This is a genomic window from Citrobacter sp. Cpo032 (assembly GCF_030332975.1).
GTDB classification, from domain to species: Bacteria; Pseudomonadota; Gammaproteobacteria; order Enterobacterales; family Enterobacteriaceae; genus Citrobacter; species Citrobacter portucalensis.
Genome location: NZ_JAOWGU010000051.1, coordinates 119,487 through 139,656 on the forward strand (window position 1 = coordinate 119,487; position 20,170 = coordinate 139,656).

Below are 20,170 nucleotides of genomic sequence, written 5' to 3' on the forward strand. Positions count from 1 at the left end.
TCATGGGGAGGGATTATTCCACGATGAACAGCGGCTTACCAGTCATCTCTTGCGGGATTTCCATACCCATCAGCGTCAGCATCGTCGGGGCGATATCAGAAAGTTTGCCGCCTTCGACTGCTTTGACGTTCTTACCACCGACATAAATCAGCGGAACGGGCAGGTTGGTGTGCGCAGTGTGCGCCTGACCGGTGGACGGATCGCGCATCTGCTCTGCGTTACCGTGGTCTGCGGTGATCAGCAACTGGCCGCCAACGGACTCAACCGCTTTAGTCACCTGCTCAACGCAGTGATCCAGCGCTTCAACCGCTTTAACCGCTGCTTCCATTACGCCGGTATGACCAACCATGTCGCCGTTCGGGTAGTTACAAATGATGGTGTCGTATTTTCCGCTCTCAATCGCCGCAACCAGTTTTTCGGTCAGCTCAGCAGAGCTCATCTCCGGCTGCAGATCGTAGGTCGCCACTTTCGGCGAGTTGATCAGGATGCGATCTTCGCCTTTGAACGGCTCTTCTACGCCGCCATTGAAGAAGAAGGTCACGTGCGCATATTTTTCGGTTTCGGAAATACGCAGCTGCGTTTTGTCGTGCTTCGCCATCCACTCGCCAAGGGTGTTAGCCAGAGATGCTGGTGGGTAAGCAACCGCAGTTTTGATGTCGGCCGCGTATTCGGTCAGCATCACAAAGTTGAGGTTAACGACTTTCTTACGGGCGAAGCCGTCGAAATCAGCATTAACAAACGCACGAGTGATTTCACGCGCACGGTCAGCACGGAAGTTCATGAAAATCAGCGTATCGCCGTCTTCCATGGCGGCTTCAGCCTGGCCTTCAGCACGGATCACGGTCGCTTTCACGAATTCGTCGTTTTCGTCGCGGGCATAAGCAGCCTGCAGGCCTTCAACCGCTGTAGCGAACTGGAACTCACCTTTTGCCAGCGTCATCAGGTCATAAGCCTGTTCAACGCGATCCCAACGGTTGTCACGGTCCATCGCGTAGTAACGACCGATGATGGACGCTACGCGGCCTTTGCCCAGCGCGGCAAATTTTTCTTCGAATTTCTGCAGTGAATGTTCAGCGCTGCGCGGCGGGGTATCACGGCCATCAAGGAAAGCGTGCAGATAGATTTTCTCAGCCCCGCGTTCAGCAGCCATTTCTACCATCGCCATGATGTGATCTTCGTGGCTGTGAACACCGCCCGCAGAGAGCAGACCCATGATGTGAACCGCTTTGCCGCTATTTTTTGCCTGGTCGACCGCATTGGTCAGCACCGGGTTAGCGAAGAAAGTACGCTCTTTAATTTCGACATCCAGACGGGTCAGGTCCTGATACACGATGCGGCCCGCGCCCAGGTTGACGTGACCGACTTCGGAGTTGCCCATCTGGCGATCGGGCAGGCCAACTTCCAGGCCAGACGCATCAATCAGGGTATGCGGACGTTTTGCCCACAGGGCATCCATTACCGGGGTTTTAGCACTAAAAATGGCGTTATCCTGGATGTCTTCGCGATAGCCGTAGCCATCCAGAATCACCAGTACCATAGGTTTTTTAGAAACCGACATTGCGACAACCTCACACTTAATAGATAAAAAATAATTGCGTAATTTTACTACAGCTGAATCGATAAAGTAGCCCCGGAAGATCAAATAATCGACCAGAGCGCGCCGCAGAGGGCGTGGTTTTAGGTTTTTTTTTCCGTAGCGCCCCGCAAAAATGCAATCCAATGCACGCTCTGGCTGTATTTGCGCCAACGCGCAGGTATACTCCTTTCCTGGTTTTTTTAATCACTGAGTCGGGAGTTGTTACCCCCCATGCAAGAAATTATGCAATTTGTTAGTCGCCACCCTGTATTGAGTATCGCCTGGATTGCGTTACTGGCGGCTGTATTATTTACCACGTTTAAGAGCCTGACTTCCAAAGTGAAGGTGATTACGCGCGGAGAAGCCACACGTCTCATCAATAAAGAAGACGCCGTTGTCGTGGATTTACGTCAGCGCGACGACTTCCGCAAAGGCCATATCGCAGGCTCCACTAACCTGCTGCCGAGCGAAATCAAAGCCAACAACTTTGGCGAACTGGAAAAACACAAAAACAAACCTGTGATTGTGGTTGATGGTTCAGGCATGCAGTGCCAGGATTCAGCAACTGCGCTGATCAAAGCCGGTTTTGAGCAGGTGTCTGTACTGAAAGATGGCGTAGCGGGCTGGAGTGGTGAGAATCTGCCACTGGTTCGCGGCAAGTAATTTACCCGTCTTCTTTCATGCCGCAGGGTAAAAAGAACACTGGAGATAAGTCATGGCCAATATTGAGATCTATACCAAAGCAACCTGCCCGTTTTGCCATCGCGCAAAGGCGCTCCTGAACAGCAAGGGTGTGAGTTTCCAGGAGCTTCCGATTGACGGCGATGCCGTGAAGCGTGAAGAAATGATCAAGCGCAGTGGCCGTACTACGGTTCCGCAGATTTTTATTGATGCACAGCACATTGGTGGTTGTGACGACTTGTATGCGTTGGATGCGCGTGGTGGACTGGATCCGCTGCTGCGTTAAGGCGTACCGAAGTATTTAAAGGACAACACTAAAGGGTTTTCTCAACATGTCAGAACAAAATAACACTGAAATGGCTTTCCAGATCCAACGTATTTATACCAAGGATGTGTCTTTCGAAGCGCCAAATGCACCGCATGTTTTCCAGAAAGATTGGCAGCCAGAGGTTAAACTGGATCTTGATACCGCATCTACCCAACTGGCAGATGACGTGTATGAAGTAGTGCTGCGTGTCACCGTAACGGCTTCCCTGGGTGAAGAAACTGCGTTCCTGTGCGAAGTTCAGCAGGGCGGTATTTTCTCCATCAGTGGTATTGAAGGGACTCAGATGGCGCATTGCCTGGGCGCATACTGCCCGAACATTCTGTTCCCGTATGCCCGCGAATGCATCACCAGCCTGGTTTCACGCGGTACGTTCCCGCAACTGAACCTTGCGCCGGTCAACTTTGATGCGCTGTTCATGAACTATTTACAGCAGCAGGCTGGCGAAGGTACTGAAGAACATCAGGATGCCTGATGAACCAAAGTAATGCTTCAATGACTGTGATTGGTGCCGGCTCGTACGGCACCGCTCTTGCCATCACCCTGGCAAGAAATGGCCATCAGGTTGTCCTGTGGGGCCATGATCCTAAACATATCGCGACTCTCGAGCACGATCGCTGCAACGTCGCGTTCCTTCCTGATGTGCCTTTTCCCGACACGCTGCGCCTGGAAAGTGATTTAGCCACTGCACTGGCCGCCAGTCGTAATATTCTGGTGGTGGTGCCGAGCCACGTCTTTGGCGAAGTGCTGCGTAACATCAAACCATTGATGCGTCCTGACGCACGACTGGTCTGGGCGACAAAAGGTCTGGAAGCGGAAACAGGGCGTCTGCTGCAGGACGTCGCGCGTGAAGCGCTGGGGGACTCAATTCCACTGGCGGTTATTTCCGGCCCGACGTTCGCCAAAGAGCTGGCTGCGGGCATGCCGACGGCGATTTCTCTGGCCTCGACGGACGACACTTTTGCTGACGATCTCCAGCAGTTGCTGCACTGCGGCAAAAGCTTCCGCGTTTATAGCAACCCGGATTTCATTGGCGTGCAGCTTGGCGGCGCGGTGAAAAACGTCATTGCCATTGGTGCGGGGATGTCTGACGGCATCGGTTTTGGCGCGAATGCACGAACCGCATTGATCACCCGTGGGCTGACCGAAATGTCTCGTCTTGGTGCGGCGCTGGGGGCCGATCCTGCCACCTTTATGGGGATGGCGGGTTTAGGCGATCTGGTGCTGACCTGTACCGACAACCAGTCGCGCAACCGTCGTTTTGGCATGATGCTCGGCCAGGGGATGGACGTGCAGGGTGCGCAGGACAAGATTGGCCAAGTGGTTGAAGGCTATCGCAATACGAAAGAAGTTCGTGAATTGGCGCACCGTTTTGGTGTTGAGATGCCAATAACCGAGGAAATTTATCAAGTATTGTATTGCGGAAAAAACGCGCGCGAGGCAGCATTGACGTTATTAGGCCGTGCACGCAAGGACGAGCTGAGTCGCCACTAGCTGTAAGGAACTGTTGAATATAACGACCCGATCCGCGAAGAACGGATCGGTCGTTTTGCTACCTTCTGGAGTACGCAATGCCGTGTGAAGAACTGGATATCGTCTGGAAAAACATTAAAGCGGAAGCCCGGGCACTGGCGGAATGTGAGCCAATGCTGGCCAGTTTTTACCACGCAACGCTGCTCAAGCATGAAAATCTCGGCAGTGCGCTAAGCTATATGCTGGCGAATAAACTCGCTTCTCCAATCATGCCCGCCATTGCGATTCGCGAAGTCGTAGAAGAGGCCTACGCGGCCGATCCTGAAATGATTGCCTCAGCGGCCTGCGATATTCAGGCAGTACGCACGCGTGACCCGGCTGTAGATAAATATTCCACTCCACTGCTGTATCTGAAGGGCTTTCATGCGCTTCAGGCCTACCGTATCGGTCACTGGCTGTGGCATCAGGGGCGTCAGGCGCTGGCGATCTTCCTGCAAAATCAGGTGTCCGTTACCTTCCAGGTAGACATTCATCCGGCGGCAAAAATTGGCCGTGGGATTATGCTCGATCACGCCACCGGCATTGTGGTCGGTGAAACCGCGGTGATTGAAAACGACGTCTCTATTCTGCAATCCGTCACGCTGGGTGGGACCGGTAAAGCCGGCGGTGACCGCCACCCGAAAATTCGTGAAGGCGTGATGATCGGCGCGGGAGCAAAAATTCTCGGCAACATTGAAGTCGGGCGCGGCGCGAAGATTGGCGCAGGTTCGGTCGTGCTACAGCCCGTACCGCCGCATACCACCGCCGCAGGCGTACCGGCGCGCATCGTCGGTAAGCCAGACAGCGATAAACCGTCCATGGATATGGATCAGCATTTCAACGGGATACATCATACGTTCGAATACGGCGATGGCATCTGATTTCGAGCTATCTTACTTGTCATCTTGAACCCGGGCTGTGCTCGCCATCCTCACGTACTACGTGTACGCGCAGGTCGGCAAGCGCAGTCCGTGTCCAACCTGACTGCGCCGATAACGCTCGAAAAATAACGGTAAATTCTTTCGTAGGTCGGATAAGGCGTCAGCCGCCATCCGACAAAAATCAACTACGCAATATCGCGCCGGGATAACCTAACTGGCGCCAGGACTCATACACCACCACCGACACCGCATTCGACAGGTTCATGCTGCGACTGTCCGGCATCATCGGAATACGAATTTTTTGTTCGGCAGGCAGCGTGTCGAGGATGCTGGCTGGCAGACCGCGAGTTTCCGGGCCAAACATCAGATAATCCCCATCCTGATAGCTTACCGCGCTATGCGCTGGCGTACCTTTGGTGGTCAGGGCAAACAGACGTTGCGGATTTTCTGCGGCGACGAAGGCGGCGTAATCAGGGTGGCGTTGCACGGCGGCAAATTCATGGTAATCCAGCCCCGCGCGACGCAGGCGCTTATCGTCCCAGGTAAAGCCCATTGGTTCAATAATATGCAGACGAAAGCCGGTGTTGGCGCAAAGACGGATAATATTGCCGGTATTTGGCGGGATTTCTGGTTCGAATAAAACGATGTTTAGCATGCTGCCCCCTTAAGTACGGGGCAGCATAGCAAATTAACGTTTACGCCGCATTTCCACGTTTGGGCTGCATCGGGTAGTCAGCCACCTGTTTACCCAGTTCTTGTACCAGCGAATCACGGCTGATTTCGCTAATCGATTTCGCCCCGGTCAGGGTCATTGCCACCTTCATCTCTTTCTCGATCAGATTTAGTAGATTCGCCACCCCGGCCTGACCGTGGGTGGCCAGCGCGTACAGATAAGCACGTCCCAGCAGAACACTATCCGCGCCCAGCGCAATCATACGTACGACGTCCAGACCGTTGCGGATCCCACTGTCTGCCAGAATGGTGATATCGCCTTTTACCGCATCGGCAATAGCGGGTAACGCGCGAGCTGAAGACAGCACGCCGTCTAACTGGCGGCCACCGTGGTTAGAGACAACAATACCATCCGCGCCAAAGCGTACGGCGTCTCGGGCATCTTCGGGATCGAGGATCCCTTTGATCACCATCGGGCCATCCCAGAATTCGCGGATCCACTCGAGGTCTTTCCAGGAAATCGACGGATCGAAGTTATTCGCCAGCCAGCCGATGTAATCCTCAAGACCGGTAGGTTTACCAAGATAAGTCGAGATATTACCTAAATCATGTGGGCGACCGTTCAGGCCAACGTCCCATGCCCACTGTGGATGGGTGACTGCCTGCCAGTAGCGGCGCAGTGCGGCATTTGGGCCGCTCATCCCGGAATGGGCGTCACGGTAGCGTGCACCCGGTGTTGGCATATCGACGGTAAAGACCAGCGTGGAGCAACCCGCCGCTTTGGCGCGCTCCAGCGCGTTGCGCATAAAGCCGCGATCGCGCAGAACATATAGCTGAAACCACATTGGACGCTTGATGGTTGGGGCGACTTCTTCAATCGGACATACGGATACCGTGGAAAGCGTAAACGGAATGCCTTTGGCATCAGCGGCGGCGGCGGCCTGAACTTCGCCCCGGCGCGCGTACATGCCGCACAGACCGACAGGTGCAAGGGCCACCGGCATGGAGAGCGTTTCGTTGAACAGCTTTGTCTCCAGGCTCAGGTCGGACATATTCTTCAGCACGCGCTGGCGCAGCGCCACCTCTGACAGGTCTGCCACGTTACGGTGCAGAGTGTGCTCTGCATACGCCCCTCCGTCTATATAGTGGAACAAGAAGGGGGGTAGGATGCGCTGGGCTGCGGCGCGATAGTCGCTGGCTGCTGAAATAATCATGTGTTGTTCTCCCTGCTATTCTCACCAGGGTCACCGGGCAGGCGGGTGATACGCGCCTGGCGGGCCTGATCTTCATCAAATCGTTTAATCGTGGTATGGACAAAACTGAGGTGCGCCATCATTGCTTTACGCGCTCCGTCGGCATCTCCGGCAACAATCGCATCCAGGACGGCCTGATGCTGCGCCGTCAGCTGTGAAAATACGGGCGGCACAAGGTACATACGCTGGCGGCTCTGTTTCACCGAAGACTGCAATACGTCGAAGAAACCGCGCATGGTCTGTAACAGCACCACGTTGTGCGAGGCCTCCGCAATGGCGAGATGAAAGCGAACGTCTGCCTGCGAGGCGAGATCTGGATCTTCGCTTTGTGTGGCCTCGAAACAGAGTCTGATCTTCTCTTTGTCGGCAGCAGTGGCACGCATAGCTGCATGCCAGGCGGTGCTGGCTTCGATGGCGTGGCGGGCTTCCAGAATATCGAAACTGTAATCAGGGTCGTCCGCCAGCAGAGTTTTCAGCGGCTGAACGATGTTTTGTTCAGACCAGGCCTCATGCTGCCAGCGGATAAACGTCCCGCCGCCACGACGGCTAATCAACACGCCTTCGCTCACCAGTTTCGCCAGCGCCTCGCGCAGCGAGTTGCGCGATACGCCGAGCTGTACGGCCAGTTGGCGCTCAGCGGGCAACTTCATGCCCGCCTCCAGCTGTTGTTCTTCAATCAGCGCCCGCACACGAGATGCGACTTCGTCTGACAGGCGTCTGGGCATCACTATCATGGAATCATCCAGGTTAAGACATAGGCCTGCAGCGTGGTAATCACACCCACCATACAGGTGAAAATCAGACTGTGCTTCACGGTAAAGCGGAACAGATCAGACTCTTTCCCCACTAATCCCACTGCCGCACAGGCGATTGCGATAGATTGCGGAGAGATCATCTTGCCGGTCACGCCGCCGGTGGTATTTGCGGCCACCATCAGCACATCCGAAACGCCGATTTGCTGAGCGGCCGTGGCCTGCAGGGCGGCGAACAATGCGTTTGATGAGGTGTCGGACCCGGTCAGGAATACCCCCAGCCAGCCAAGGAACGGCGAGAAGAAGGTAAATGCGCTGCCGGTATGTGCCAGGGCCAGTGCCAGGGTGGATGAAAGCCCGGAGTAGTTAGAGATAAACGCGAATGCCAGCACCATGCCGATGGAGTAGATAGGCAGCGCCAGATCTTTCAACGTGCTGCCAAAGGTCTGCAGCGCAGCAGATGGCTTCATTTTCAGCCAGACGATAGACAGCAGGGCGGCAAACAGTATTGCGGTACCGGTCGCGGAGAACCAGTCAAATTTGTACACCGCCGCGTAGGCTGTAGCTTCGTGTACGACCGGTGGCATACGGGCAACCAGCTTGTCGAGGAACGGAACCGGAATATTGACCACCCAGTGGTACATCGCGCCGCCTGGCGCAAACAGCGCTTTAAACGGCGGTATGCTCCACAGCGTGACGGTAGCGGTCAGGAACAGGAACGGTGACCAGGCGCGTACCACCTGCCCAGCGGTGTAGCGGGTGCGTGACAGATCCATATCGACCTGCGAAGCGCCCATATCGCCAAAACGGAAGATGCGTACCGGCTGCCAGCGTTTCAGGAACAGCGTCAGACACACCAGTGAGACCAGAGAAGAGATGATGTCCGGCAGTTCCGGCCCGATAAAGTTAGAGCTGAGGTACTGTGCGATAGCAAACGAGCCGCCAGCGACCATCACCGCAGGCCAGGTTTCTTTGACACCACGCCAGCCATCCATAATTGCCATAATCCAGAACAGCACGATAATGGTCAGGAACGGCAGTTGACGACCTACCATCTGGCCAATCTCGAAGCTGTCCAGTCCGGTAACCTGACCGGCAACCAGAATCGGAATGCCCATTGCGCCAAAAGCGACCGGCGCGGTATTTACGATCAGGCACAAACCTGCCGCATACAGCGGGTTAAAGCCAAGACCAACCAGCAGTGCGGCGGTAATCGCTACCGGAGCACCGAAGCCTGCTGCTCCTTCGAGGAATGCCCCAAAGGAGAAACCGACAATCAGCATTTGCAGACGCTGGTCTGGGGTAATCGAGAGTATCGATGATCGGATAATGTCGAACTGTCCGGTCTTCACCGAGATTTTATAGACGAATACCGCGGCGATAATGATCCAGGCAATTGGCCACAGACCGTAGAAGAAACCGTACACTACGGATGCCAGCGCGTGATCGACCGGCATTTTGTAAAACAGCAGGGCGACTGCCAGAGCAATCACCACCGTCCAGGACGCCGCAACATAGCCTTTCAGCTTGAGCTTAATCAGGGCGAAGAAAAAAAACAGGATAGGGAGCGATGCGATCAGGCTGGAAAGCCAGATATTACCGGCCGGGTCGTAGTTCTGTTGCCAGAGATTCATTGCAGGTCTCCTGGGGGCCGCCGACATAATGGAATGAGTCTTTGCTCAAATCTTCGTCACACTATGTGTAAAAGTGGCCCTGCCAATATTGTTGTGTAGGGGTAATGACAATGAATGGTTAATCAAATGTTATTTATTGGCAACGGTATTGTACTCACATTTTAATGAAATGTGAGGTGTTGGTATGATCTGGCTAAAATTGGTAGGGCCAATTGAGGGGTGAGGGCAACAAAGAGAAGTGAAAAGGCAATGGCATGATGCCATTGCCTTTGATGTCGGGAGTATTGTTACTTCATTACCACTGGAAGCCAGCACCAATGGCTGCAGAGTAATCGCCCTGGCTGTTGCTGGTTCCTTGCAATTTATACACCCAGCCCCCGCTTTCACTTACCATGGAGACACCAATGGCGACGGCACTTTCACCATTAAACGTACCCCCAGCAATCGAGGTCATGTTGGCTCCCGGTGCGTAAGCTTGTGGAAGACCAGCCATGGCCATTGCTGAGGCAATGCCGCCGCTCATCTTGTTTTCTACTCCTTTGATTTTACTGTTCATTTCACCCATTTTTTGATCGGTATAGGTGTTTGCTTCTTCTACGCTGCGTTTCAATTGCGCATAGTTCACCGCATCCGTATCGTTCACCGCCGCTGAAACATTGCCGATCCGAGTGGTACCGCCACTCCCGTCTCCCAGGTTGAGCACACTGTAGTTAACCGAGCCATCGGTATTGGTTTCATAACGAACGGAACCTGCTTCTGAGGCTTTCAGTTGCGCCACATTAACCGCGTCAGTGTTGTTCACCCCTGCGGCAACATTGGTAATACGACGTTGTTGAGTCGAGGAACCGACAGACACCGTATTCGCTTCATCTGCGACTGAATTTGTACCTAACGCCACGCTGTTTTCAGCAGCCGCAATAGATCCGGAACCTATCGCGACGCTGTCCGTACCTTGGGCATTTGCATCTACGCCATCGGTGTTGGTCTTGAAGTACTTGGTGCTCCCGGTAGTGACAATATCGCCGACAGAGTTTTCGATATTGGTGACGCGGGTATCAAGACTACTCACCTGCGTGTTCAGGTTATTGATGCTTTCGGTATTTGCGGCAACGTGGCTGTCGGTGACTTTCAATTGACCAACGTTTACGGCATCGGTGTCTGCCGAACCCGCCGCGACGTTAGTGATCTGACGTTGACCGTCTTCACTGCCGACAGAGAACTCACCGACAGAGTTCTGCGGTGCGTCCATGTTGTAGGCGGTGTAGTCAGTCTGTGCGCCGCGAGTGGTCTGAGAACCATTACCCATTGCAATACTGTTTGCATGGTTGGCGCGTGCGTTAGAACCGATAGCAATACCGTTGATGGCATCAGCCATCACCAGTGTATTCAGACCAATACCAATACCTGCATCAGCATTGACGATGGTTTTCGCACCCATTGCCAGTGAGTCAGTCCCGACAGCCAGTGAATCTTCTTCCGTTGAGTTTGCGTGGTAGTACTTGGTCGGTGTAGTGGCGACCGCACCAATGGCATTTTGTAACTGACGAACTGTTACTGCATCTTGCGCTTCAGAGCCGTCCGCAACGTTGGTAATTTGACGATAGCTTTCTCCATCCGTCCCCAATGACAACGCGCCCAGCAACTCTCTGTCTGTTGTATCGTAACCAATGACGACGCCATCGCTTGTTACACTCGTTGCTTGTATACCGGTTGTAATAGCGCGGTTAGAGCTGGAGCCACTGCCCAAGGCGATGCTGCCCTCAATGCTGCTGCTGCTGTTCTCTCCAAGAGCCAGGCTCGAAGCACCGGATGCAACGGCGTTGTAACCCACTGCTGTTGCGCCGTCACCCGTTGCGTATGCATCCTGGCCTTCAAGCCCGCTATCATTCGTGCGGATGTATTTCACGCCGGTACCATTTTCCGTGATATAGGTTTCGCTGGTATCGCCGGTTATTTGGCTAATAGATTCGTTGTACTGAGAAATCAGCATGTTAGTTTCATAGAGCTGAGAGCCATTAACGGCGTCAGTACTGTCACTGGCGATTTCACCTGCTGCTACATTGGTTATCTTATTGGTACCGCTGGTACCGTGGCTGGCGCTGAACGCACCCTCTTCGTCATCCCAGCTCAGTGCATCGGTACCAAGGTTGGTGATGGACGTATTGATATCCGCGATAGCAGAGGTGTTTTGATCTACCTTCTGGTTGGTTTCATACAACTGTGAGCCGTTTACCGCGTCGGTACTGTCCTCAGAAAGCTCCCCGGCGGCGACATTGGTGATTTTACTGGTACTTCCACCGTGGTTTGCGCTGAAAGCTCCGATGTCTTCGTCCCATAACAGAGCATTATCAGTGAGGCCGGTAATGGAGGTATTAATGTCAGTGACAGAAGTATTCAGGTTATCAATTGCGGTGCTGTTCTGAGATATGTTGGTGGTATTGGCGGCAATATCGGTCGTATTCTGATCCACTTTTTCATTGGTTTCGAACAGCTGCGAACCGTTAACCGCGTCGGTGCTGCTCTCAGAAAGCTCCCCGGCGGCGACATTGGTGATTTTGTTTGCCGTACTACTTCCGTGGCTGGCGGAGAACGAATTCGCTGCTTCATCCCAGCTCAGTGAATCGGTACCAAGATTGGTGATCGTCGTATTGATATCTGCAATATCTGATGTGTTTTGATCTACCTTCTGGTTGGTTTCATACAGCTGTGAGCCGTTCACCGCGTCTGTACTGTCTTCAGAAAGGTCCCCGGCGGCGACATTAATGATTTTGCTGGCGCTTCCCGCGTGCTTAGCGCTGAATGCACCAGAGTCAGCATCCCACAGCAGGGCATCATCGGTGAGCGTGGTAACTGAGTCGCTCAGGTTGTTGATATTGGTGGTGTTGGTGGCGATATCAGTGGTGTTCTGAGACACATTTTCGTTGGTGGCAAACAACTGGGAGCCGTTAACGGCATCGGTGCTGTCCGCGGCCAGGGTGCCTGCCGCCAGATTGGTGATCTTACTGGCGCTTCCCGAGTGGTTAGCGCTGAATGCACCAGAGTCAGCATCCCACAGCAGGGCATCATCGGTGAGCGTGGTAACAGAGTCGCTCAGGTTATTGATATTGGTGGTATTGGTGGCGATATCAGTGGTGTTCTGGTTAATGCTGGTCGTATTAGCGGCGATATCGGTTGTGTTCTGGTTAATGCTGTCGGTATTGGCGGTAATATCGGCAGTGTTTTGGTTGATGCTGTCGGTGTTGGCGATGATATCAGCAGTGTTCTGATCCACTTTCTCATTTGTATCAAACAACTGGGAGCCGTTAACGGCATCGGTGCTGTCCGCGGCCAGGGTGCCCGCCGCCAGATTGGTGATCTTGCTGGCGCTTCCGTTGTGCTTAGCGCTAAAGGCGCTAGTGCTGTCATCCCATAACAGCGCGTCTTCGGCTAATCCTGCGACAGAGGCATCTGTGTTAGTGATAGAAGTGTTAAGTGCGCTTAATGCACTGCCTACGTTATTGTAGATGCCAGTGCCCACCTCGTAGAGAGGGGCATTCACCGTACCATCAGAATTAACAGAAGCCCCTCCGCCGAGTCGATCGGCGACAGATTGACTTAAAGAATAAATTTGCGCACCTGTGACGGCATCGGTACTGCTGGAATTGATGTCGCCTTTAGCAACATAGGTGATCTGCCGTTGAGTGGTGCTGTTACCCACGGCGACGGAATTGTCTTCCAGGGCGGTAGAGCCAGTGCCAAGGGCAACTGAGTTGGTGCCTATCGCTTTTGCACCATTACCAAATGCAGCGCTGTCGTCGCCGCTCGCAGTGGATTGATTACCTAGTGCAACGGAAGTTATTCCGCTCGCAGTGGCTTTATTACCTAATGCAACCGATTTTGCACCGCTCGAATCGGCATAAACACCCATTGCCATCGAATAACTTCCACTGGCCGAGGAAGAGGCTCCCATTGCAATGGCCCGGTCACCAGCAGAAACCGATTTTACGCCAAGCGCTAGCGAAGAGTCGCCGGAGGATTGGCTGTATGAACCAATGGCGGTACTCCATTTCCCCATCGCAGAGGCGTTATAACCCATTGCGGCGCTTGCGCCATCTTCGTTGGTGTAAGTATTGGCTGTGGCAGCGGTACCAATTGCAATCCACCCTGTTCCCGTTGTACCGGATACAGTAACACCGCTGCCAGTATCGTTCCCTGTGTTGGCCAGCGCATCCGCTGAGATCATAATACCGCTAAGGCTGATGAGTGCGGAAACCGCCAGCTTTCTGCGGCCGCTTTTTTTGCCGCGGCTTTTTGCGGTTTCGCTGGTGACAATAAATGTTCCTGTAGCGGCATTCCAGAGGACTTTAAATATTTTGTTCATGGATAAGTGCTTTCCTTTTCTAAAATAGTTGTATCAATGGCTATTATTTTTTTTGCTTCTTTTTTGTATCTTTAATAGGTTGTATGCTTTCGAAAATAACATTCTTCATGTTGATGCCTATTTTTAGATACTTAAGATTATTGGGCGATACGCCTTTTAATGTCAGCGTGACATTTGTCCATGCTCCCGGTAAGAGTTCGATTGTCGAATCCATTTTCGTGTTGAGCAGAAGTTGTCGCCAGCGAGGCAGATCTTTTGCCTCGGAAGGTTTTTTCGTACCCCACGTCATATTAAACGCCAGGTTTGATACGGGAACGCTGAGTAAGTTAACCAAATCAAGATGAATAACACTTCCATCATCTATTGGCTCAATAGATAAAATACGCCCGGCTAATCCAATATTGCCGTTGTTAATAATAAAATAGTGCGTTTGTGATGGGTCCAGTTCTGTGTAGTCGAATAGTCGTTGTTTGCGTTCAATGCGGCCAACGACTTCAGCGACCTTTTGGGTCGCCTGGATAAGTGTAGTTTGTTGTTTTTCTAATAGGTCTATCTTTGCTTCTTGTTCTTTTTGCTGTTTTTTTAGTTCTTCGACAAGGTGTTTATCTGCAAAGTAATCACAACCTGATAACAAGAATGTGAATCCTAAAACAAGCAGGGGAACAAATTTTCCATTATTGTTCATATAAAATATCCTTATTTATAATTTATATGGTGTAAATAGCTAACCTGTTATTTATACAGCTAACTCACCATTCTGCGGGCATTGCCAATAACCCATTAATGTATGGTTATAATGAAAATATTCATTGTTTCTATGGAATTGTGCAAGTACCCGACGTTCTTTATTAATTACCCATAGCAATGCCTTATAAAAATATAATCATAATATTTATGTATAGAGGCATTGTTTTATGGATGATAATGTTATTTAATTTTGTGGGTCAATTATATTCTGCGGGTCATGAGAAAAGAGGATGAAAAAATTCATTGTATAAATATAAACGGACATGATGGTGGAGTTTTTTTCCTGAAAAGCAGGAATTGCCGTTAAAAATGAACTTGTATATAAGCGGTGTAAATATTTCCAAGAAAAAATTCAGAATATAGCCCGATGCTCTCAAGACACCCGTCGTACGGCGGGTGTCTTGAGAGCCTGTGATGCGGGAGTGTTTAGAACTCGCTCTTCGCGAAGCCAGTCATCTCTTTCAGACCCATTTCACGGCCAAGCTCGGTCATCGGGTGGACGACGATCAGGCCGCGCACGCTTTTCTTCAGTTTGCCCATGTCAGCCTGCTCTTTTTTGGTGATGGCCCGACGGAACGGAAGTTTTGTCAGCTTTTGCGCTTCTTTGCTCAGCTTCTGGCCGTGAACTTCACGCAGGCGTGCGATCTCGGCTTCCAGAGTTTCTTTCTCTTTTTCCAGCTCGGCGTATTTGTCGGCGGCTTCAACCAGGGACAGGTCTGCCTGCTGGTGACGAATAGCGTCCAGACGATCGCTTAGGCGTTTAATTTCGTTTTTTTCGACTTCTTTCATAGGATAGCTTCTGATAAAAATAGGATGAATGCCCTATAGTATGCGCGCAGAGCGGGATTATTCACAACTGCTCGAAGATAAATAATCAAATACCGTAAGTATTAATTAGCTAATGATAATGTTACTGCATTGATTAACAAGGAATTTTAAGCGATAAGATCGGCCGTGGTGCTTTTTTTTGGAGTGTTCGTGGTGAAGCACGTTTTCCTCAATATAAACACTCAACTGATCCTAAACTTAAATGATCAACCGCACAGGCTGAGCGCGGTTAATACATGGAGGAGGGAAGATTATGGCGAAAATAGGTGAGAACGTTTCAATCCTGATTGATAAAACTGTCGATTTTATGGCTTCAAGCCAGGCTTTTCGCGAATATTTGAATAAAACACCGCCGCGCAACGTTGTCCCTTCAGAAATACCGCAGGAAAACGCGCAGCTGTATCTGCAACGTCTGGCGTACTATCGGCAACTGTATCGACCGCAGCAGGAAGAGAAATAAGCAAACATCGTCTTATTTTTGAAAGGCTTTTTTTAAGCTGATTTTAGAAATCAGCTCGGTCAGGGAAAGGACCATGGTGGATCGAACCATCTGCTGGTAACGCTGGATCTGCATGGCATGCAAACCAGAGTCTGAGGTATCAAACTGGGGTGGCGGCGGGAGTGCCGTCACGCAGTGAAGTTCACCAAACGGTCCAAGAATTTCGTCGTCGGTGAATGCGTATTCGTTGCCGTCGTGATTCAGCTCCTCCCGCAGCGCCATCAGCAGCTCAGCATCTTCATACTCCGGGCGACTGAGTACGCCCAGGCCGTAGATTAACTTCAGACGAACAGAAAGATCGCCCAACGGACCATCGCCGTCGAGCAGCGGTTCTACGGCGTATTTCACCGCATAGTCGTCTTTGCGAAATACCTGAAGCACAAGGATATTCACCGCCTCGGTGAGCAGTTCTACGGCGGTGATGAGGAAGCTGCGTACGGTTTTGCCAGCATTCAGACGCTCAAGCACACGATTTTCAAAGGCCTGCGTTTGTTCCATTATTGCCTGCATATCTGACAATCTATTATTCAGGCGCAGGATATCCTGCGCCAGGTCCTGCATCATTTCTTTGCGTTATACGCGTTAACAGCCTCAAGCACGACATCACTATTGGCATCCAGCCCGGAAACTTGCGCCAGCGCGGCCTGTGGACCTTTTTCGCCAATCAGCGCGGCCAGTTCCTGTGCCTGCGGATCTTCTTCGCTGCGATAGTGCATCGCTGCCGCAATACCGGTAACCAGATTCGCATGCGGCAAACCATACTCCAGCGTACCCAGCAGCGGTTTAATCAGGCGGTCGCCAGCGCTAAGTTTACGCAGCGGCTGACGACCCACGCGCTCAACGTCATCTTTCAGATACGGGTTTTCAAAACGACCGAGGATTTTCTGAATGTATGCCGCATGTTTTGCTGCATCAAAGCCATAACGTTTGATCAGTACCGCGCCGCTCTCTTCCATCGCACCTTTTACCACTGCGCGGATTTTCTCGTCGAGAATCGCGTCACGGATGGTTTGATGACCGGTCAATTTTCCGAGGTACGCGGTTATAGCATGCCCGGTGTTCAGCGTGAAGAGTTTACGTTCGACAAATGCCATCAGGTTATCAGTTAATTCCATTCCTGGGATGTTTGGCAGTTCACCTTTGAACTGTGTTTTGTCGACAATCCACTCACTGAAGGTTTCGACGGTAACTTCCAGCGGATCGTTGGTTGCTGAAGCCGAAGGCGGAACAATGCGGTCCACGGCAGAATCGACAAAGCCAACATGTTCTTCAACCCAGGCTTTATCTTCATCTGCTAACGCGTTCATTACATGGCCTTTCAACTGGGTCGTTCCGCGCACCATGTTTTCACAAGCGATGATATTTAGCGGAGTAGCGATGCCCTGCGCCTTGCGTTTAACCAGCCCTTTGGCGATGGCCGGAGCGATACGCTCAAGCACAACCGGACCGACGGCGGTAGTGACTAAATCTACGTGGGCAATCAGTTCAACAACATCATCGCCGATGCTGCTCACGGCGTTGACGCCAGAGACGGTATCAATCTGCTCGTTTTCACCCACGACATGAACCTGATAGCTATGACGGGCATTCAGGGCATCGAGCACGACCTGATTTACATCCGCGAACGTCAGCTGTATCCCCGCGTCCGCCAGCAGTTTGCCGATAAAGCCACGACCGATATTACCTGCGCCAAAATGTAATGCTTTCATAGTATTAACCTTCATTAATGTTTTTACCCAAGAGGGCTGGGGTGAGGCTTTTCCCTCAACCTAACCCTCTCCACAAGGGAGAGGATATCGCCTTCATATTTCGAACTGCAGATGCGTTGGCTCTCCTCGCTCACCCCAGTCACGTACTTATGTACGCTCCTGGGGATTCACTGCGTTGCCGCCCTCCTGCAGCTCGAACTATTTTGGGGATACTTAACTGTTAAGCTTTTTTACCTGCCAGCAGTTCCAGAACTTCATCCACGCTGGTGGTATGGGCCAGACGTTCGATCACGGATTCATCATCCAGAGCGTTAGTCAGGCTGGTAATCACCTGGATGTGCTCGTTGTTACGCGCTGCGATACCAATAACCAGACGGGCAATATCGTCTTCTTCTTCACCGAAGCGAACGCCTTCCGGGTACTGGCAGAACACCACACCGGTTTTCAGCACGCGGTCTTTGGCTTCAACTGTACCGTGCGGTACTGCGATGGACTCACCCAGGTAAGTCGGGGTCAGTTTTTCGCGGTCCAGCATCGCCTCAACGTATTCTGGCTCAACGTAGCCACCTTTCACCAGTTGCTCACCAGCAAAGCGAATCGCTTCTTCTTTGTTAGCCGCTTTACGGCCAAGGAAGATGTTCTCCGCACCCAGTTTGAACAGGTGGGTATCACCCTCTTCAAAGCTGTCTTTCAGGTGGTCGCGAACTTTCTCCTCGTTCACGTTGTGGCGCTGCGCAGCGACCAGACGTTCGGTCAGGTTGGAGTACAGACCGCTGTCGAGGAAGTTGGTCAGCGAAATGTGCTGTGCCTGAGGCACCTGGCGCATCGCGCGTTCGGTCAGGTCACGGTGGGTAATGACCAGATCCACATCCGGCGGCAGATTGTTAATCGCGCTGTTAGTGACGGAAATCTGAGACAGCCCTGCATCCTGCACTTTCTTACGCAGTACGCCCGCACCCATGGCGCTGGAACCCATACCGGCATCGCAGGCAACGATGATTTTACGAACATGGCTCAGGTCGTTGGTTACATCGCCAGCCGCCAGCGGAGATGCGCCTTTGGATTCCGCTTTCATGTCGTGCATACGACGGGTTGCGGCATCAATGTCATCATCTTCTTTCACTTTACTGGTTTTCAGCAGAATGGCTGAGACCACAAAGGAGACTGCCATAGCCGCACAGATAGCAGCGATGTTAGCGAAGTAAGCTCCCTTAGGTGTCATTGCCAGCACGGCCAGGATAGAACCCGGAGACGCCGGAGAAACCAGACCGCCGTTCAGGATAGTCAGGGTAAATACGCCAGTCATACCGCCGAGAATAACGGCCAGGATCAGGCGCGGGTTCATCAGCACGTACGGGAAGTAAATTTCGTGGATACCACCCAGGAAGTGGATGATAGCCGCGCCGCCTGCAGACTGCTTAGCGCTGCCGCGACCGAAGAACATGTACGCCAGCAGCACGCCCATACCCGGACCTGGGTTAGCTTCAATCAGGAAGAAGATGGATTTACCCATCTCATGGGACTGCTGAATACCCAGCGGTGAGAAAATACCGTGGTTAATGGCGTTGTTGAGGAACAGGATTTTCGCCGGTTCAACGAAAATCGATGCCAGTGGCAGCATGTCATGGACAACCATGAAGTTAACGCCTGCCGCCAGAATTTTGGACAGTGCTTCAACCAATGGACCAATGCCGAGGAATGCCAGAATGGCGAGGATCATACCGATGATGCCAGCGGAGAAGTTATTCACCAGCATCTCAAAACCGGATTTGATCTTACCGTCTACCCAGTTGTCGAAGTGTTTGATCGCCCAGCCGCCCAGTGGACCTGCAATCATCGCGCCGAGGAACATTGGCATGTCCGCACCGACGATAACGCCCATGGTGGTGATTGCACCGACTACGCCGCCACGCTCGCCGCCAACCAGTTTACCACCGGTATAACCGATCAGTAGCGGCAGCAGATAGGTGATCATCGGGCCGACCAGCTTCGCCAGCGTTTCGTTCGGCAACCACCCTGTCGGAATGAATAATGCGGTGATAATACCCCACGCGATAAACGCGCCGATATTTGGCATCACCATGTTGCTGAGGAATCGACCAAAGCTTTGCACCTTGATCTTAATATCGGATGACATAAAAACACCCCTTCTTATGTTTGCTATCACGCAGGCTGAAAGCCCGAGGTTTGTTAATGTAGCGGCAGGAGGTAGCCGGACCCTGTAGATACTGCGAAATCTGGCACTGAATCGTTCAACTGTCCAGTCGACGGCCTTTTATGTGACATTCGTCACGTAAATATAGGGTGTATGGCGTTGGTTAATGTGATTTTCATCACAAAATACCGGTACAAAAAAACATCGCAGCGCAATATTTCGCTGAAAATGAGGATTAAATGTGAAGTGATTCACATTTTTGCTTTCCTTGTTTGTTGGATTTTTGTGATGTGAATCGCAAAGTATTTTCATCTGAAATTTATCAGATGTGATCTGCGGCAGGTTCTACCCCCGACATTTTTTATTGCAAAACAAAGCAATTTCTCACCAGAAAAAATATTTATTTTGTGGTATGGCAAAAACCCTTAACTCCAGTTATGTTCAAAACATCAGCCAGGGTGCATACGGCTGCCGGCATAAAAAAACTCTAATTAGCGTGAATTCGAGGTAATGACTCCAACTTATTGATAGTGTTTTATGGTCAGATAATGCCCGATGACTTTGTCATGCAGCTCCACCGATTTTG

The 20,170-nt window shown here is 51.9% G+C and carries 18 protein-coding genes; 6 read left to right on the forward strand and 12 right to left on the reverse strand.

Annotation, left to right across the window (positions count from 1 at the left end; genetic code table 11):
* Positions 1 to 13 precede the first annotated feature (13 nt).
* Complete coding sequence (gene gpmM / locus OGY33_RS22005; protein WP_191238014.1) at positions 14 to 1,558, reverse strand: 2,3-bisphosphoglycerate-independent phosphoglycerate mutase; 1,545 nt, start codon at positions 1,556 to 1,558, stop codon at positions 14 to 16.
* A gap of 249 nt (positions 1,559 to 1,807) precedes the next feature.
* On the opposite strand from gpmM, the gene OGY33_RS22010 reads away from it, so the two are divergent.
* From OGY33_RS22010 to cysE, 5 genes are all read left to right on the forward strand, one after another.
* Positions 1,808 to 2,239, forward strand: a complete 432-nt coding sequence (locus OGY33_RS22010) for a rhodanese-like domain-containing protein (protein ID WP_003024148.1) — start codon at positions 1,808 to 1,810, stop codon at positions 2,237 to 2,239.
* Between the two features lie 52 nt (positions 2,240 to 2,291).
* The gene (gene grxC, locus OGY33_RS22015) at positions 2,292 to 2,543 is read left to right on the forward strand and encodes a glutaredoxin 3 (RefSeq protein WP_003024152.1); all 252 of its coding nucleotides are present in this window, start codon (positions 2,292 to 2,294) and stop codon (positions 2,541 to 2,543) included.
* 46 nt (positions 2,544 to 2,589) lie between these two features.
* The gene (secB, locus tag OGY33_RS22020) at positions 2,590 to 3,057 is read left to right on the forward strand and encodes a protein-export chaperone SecB (RefSeq protein WP_003024155.1); all 468 of its coding nucleotides are present in this window, start codon (positions 2,590 to 2,592) and stop codon (positions 3,055 to 3,057) included.
* Positions 3,057 to 4,076: an NAD(P)H-dependent glycerol-3-phosphate dehydrogenase gene (gene gpsA / locus OGY33_RS22025; RefSeq protein WP_008786462.1), complete on the forward strand. Its 1,020-nt coding sequence runs from the start codon at positions 3,057 to 3,059 to the stop codon at positions 4,074 to 4,076. Before secB ends, gpsA begins: the two co-directional genes overlap by 1 nt.
* 77 nt (positions 4,077 to 4,153) lie before the next feature.
* Positions 4,154 to 4,975: a serine O-acetyltransferase gene (gene cysE, locus OGY33_RS22030; protein WP_003024160.1), complete on the forward strand. Its 822-nt coding sequence runs from the start codon at positions 4,154 to 4,156 to the stop codon at positions 4,973 to 4,975.
* Between the two features lie 181 nt (positions 4,976 to 5,156).
* On the opposite strand, the gene trmL is transcribed toward cysE, so the two are convergent.
* From trmL to OGY33_RS22065, 7 genes are all read right to left on the reverse strand, one after another.
* Entirely contained in the window at positions 5,157 to 5,630 is a 474-nt protein-coding gene (gene trmL, locus OGY33_RS22035) for a tRNA (uridine(34)/cytosine(34)/5-carboxymethylaminomethyluridine(34)-2'-O)-methyltransferase TrmL (RefSeq protein WP_191238015.1), read from the reverse strand.
* A 40-nt stretch (positions 5,631 to 5,670) separates the two neighbouring features.
* Positions 5,671 to 6,861 carry an FMN-dependent L-lactate dehydrogenase LldD gene (gene lldD, locus OGY33_RS22040; protein ID WP_191238016.1) on the reverse strand — a complete coding sequence of 397 codons (1,191 nt, stop codon included), beginning with the start codon at positions 6,859 to 6,861 and terminating at the stop codon, positions 5,671 to 5,673.
* Positions 6,858 to 7,634, reverse strand: a complete 777-nt coding sequence (gene lldR / locus OGY33_RS22045) for a transcriptional regulator LldR (RefSeq protein WP_003024170.1) — start codon at positions 7,632 to 7,634, stop codon at positions 6,858 to 6,860. Before lldR ends, lldD begins: the two co-directional genes overlap by 4 nt.
* The gene (gene lldP / locus OGY33_RS22050; RefSeq protein WP_048215310.1) at positions 7,631 to 9,286 is read right to left on the reverse strand and encodes an L-lactate permease; all 1,656 of its coding nucleotides are present in this window, start codon (positions 9,284 to 9,286) and stop codon (positions 7,631 to 7,633) included. The genes lldR and lldP overlap by 4 nt, the downstream gene beginning before the upstream one ends.
* A 295-nt stretch (positions 9,287 to 9,581) precedes the next feature.
* Complete coding sequence (gene sadA / locus OGY33_RS22055; protein WP_286572330.1) at positions 9,582 to 13,646, reverse strand: trimeric autotransporter adhesin SadA; 4,065 nt, start codon at positions 13,644 to 13,646, stop codon at positions 9,582 to 9,584.
* Between the two features lie 43 nt (positions 13,647 to 13,689).
* Complete coding sequence (locus OGY33_RS22060) at positions 13,690 to 14,331, reverse strand: SadB/YajI family lipoprotein (RefSeq protein WP_048215312.1); 642 nt, start codon at positions 14,329 to 14,331, stop codon at positions 13,690 to 13,692.
* Between the two features lie 488 nt (positions 14,332 to 14,819).
* Entirely contained in the window at positions 14,820 to 15,182 is a 363-nt protein-coding gene (locus tag OGY33_RS22065; protein ID WP_008786458.1) for a YibL family ribosome-associated protein, read from the reverse strand.
* A gap of 292 nt (positions 15,183 to 15,474) precedes the next feature.
* Here OGY33_RS22065 and OGY33_RS22070 point away from each other — a divergent pair, with 292 nt between their 5' ends.
* Positions 15,475 to 15,681, forward strand: a complete 207-nt coding sequence (locus OGY33_RS22070) for a hypothetical protein (protein ID WP_032945348.1) — start codon at positions 15,475 to 15,477, stop codon at positions 15,679 to 15,681.
* Between the two features lie 12 nt (positions 15,682 to 15,693).
* Here OGY33_RS22070 and mtlR read toward each other — a convergent pair whose 3' ends face one another.
* From mtlR to OGY33_RS24515, 4 genes are all read right to left on the reverse strand, one after another.
* The gene (mtlR, locus tag OGY33_RS22075) at positions 15,694 to 16,281 is read right to left on the reverse strand and encodes a mannitol operon repressor MtlR (protein WP_003024179.1); all 588 of its coding nucleotides are present in this window, start codon (positions 16,279 to 16,281) and stop codon (positions 15,694 to 15,696) included.
* Positions 16,281 to 17,429, reverse strand: coding sequence for a mannitol-1-phosphate 5-dehydrogenase (gene mtlD / locus OGY33_RS22080; RefSeq protein WP_048215313.1), 1,149 nt, complete (start codon positions 17,427 to 17,429; stop codon positions 16,281 to 16,283). Before mtlD ends, mtlR begins: the two co-directional genes overlap by 1 nt.
* 220 nt (positions 17,430 to 17,649) lie before the next feature.
* Positions 17,650 to 19,566, reverse strand: coding sequence for a PTS mannitol transporter subunit IICBA (gene mtlA, locus OGY33_RS22085; RefSeq protein WP_003827337.1), 1,917 nt, complete (start codon positions 19,564 to 19,566; stop codon positions 17,650 to 17,652).
* A gap of 539 nt (positions 19,567 to 20,105) precedes the next feature.
* On the reverse strand, positions 20,106 to 20,170 hold a 65-nt coding region (locus OGY33_RS24515), incomplete at its 5' end, for an IS1 family transposase (protein ID WP_072190463.1).

Excerpts from the sequence above, each read along its gene's own strand:
- gpmM (WP_191238014.1), bottom strand. The coding sequence starts at position 1,558 with ATGTCGGTTTCTAAAAAACCTATGGTACTGGTGATTCTGGATGGCTAC.
- OGY33_RS22010 (WP_003024148.1), top strand. The coding sequence starts at position 1,808 with ATGCAAGAAATTATGCAATTTGTTAGTCGCCACCCTGTATTGAGTATC.
- grxC (WP_003024152.1), top strand. The coding sequence starts at position 2,292 with ATGGCCAATATTGAGATCTATACCAAAGCAACCTGCCCGTTTTGCCAT.
- secB (WP_003024155.1), top strand. The coding sequence starts at position 2,590 with ATGTCAGAACAAAATAACACTGAAATGGCTTTCCAGATCCAACGTATT.
- gpsA (WP_008786462.1), top strand. The coding sequence starts at position 3,057 with ATGAACCAAAGTAATGCTTCAATGACTGTGATTGGTGCCGGCTCGTAC.
- cysE (WP_003024160.1), top strand. The coding sequence starts at position 4,154 with ATGCCGTGTGAAGAACTGGATATCGTCTGGAAAAACATTAAAGCGGAA.
- trmL (WP_191238015.1), bottom strand. The coding sequence starts at position 5,630 with ATGCTAAACATCGTTTTATTCGAACCAGAAATCCCGCCAAATACCGGC.
- lldD (WP_191238016.1), bottom strand. The coding sequence starts at position 6,861 with ATGATTATTTCAGCAGCCAGCGACTATCGCGCCGCAGCCCAGCGCATC.
- lldR (WP_003024170.1), bottom strand. The coding sequence starts at position 7,634 with ATGATAGTGATGCCCAGACGCCTGTCAGACGAAGTCGCATCTCGTGTG.
- lldP (WP_048215310.1), bottom strand. The coding sequence starts at position 9,286 with ATGAATCTCTGGCAACAGAACTACGACCCGGCCGGTAATATCTGGCTT.
- sadA (WP_286572330.1), bottom strand. The coding sequence starts at position 13,646 with ATGAACAAAATATTTAAAGTCCTCTGGAATGCCGCTACAGGAACATTT.
- OGY33_RS22060 (WP_048215312.1), bottom strand. The coding sequence starts at position 14,331 with ATGAACAATAATGGAAAATTTGTTCCCCTGCTTGTTTTAGGATTCACA.
- OGY33_RS22065 (WP_008786458.1), bottom strand. The coding sequence starts at position 15,182 with ATGAAAGAAGTCGAAAAAAACGAAATTAAACGCCTAAGCGATCGTCTG.
- OGY33_RS22070 (WP_032945348.1), top strand. The coding sequence starts at position 15,475 with ATGGCGAAAATAGGTGAGAACGTTTCAATCCTGATTGATAAAACTGTC.
- mtlR (WP_003024179.1), bottom strand. The coding sequence starts at position 16,281 with ATGCAGGACCTGGCGCAGGATATCCTGCGCCTGAATAATAGATTGTCA.
- mtlD (WP_048215313.1), bottom strand. The coding sequence starts at position 17,429 with ATGAAAGCATTACATTTTGGCGCAGGTAATATCGGTCGTGGCTTTATC.
- mtlA (WP_003827337.1), bottom strand. The coding sequence starts at position 19,566 with ATGTCATCCGATATTAAGATCAAGGTGCAAAGCTTTGGTCGATTCCTC.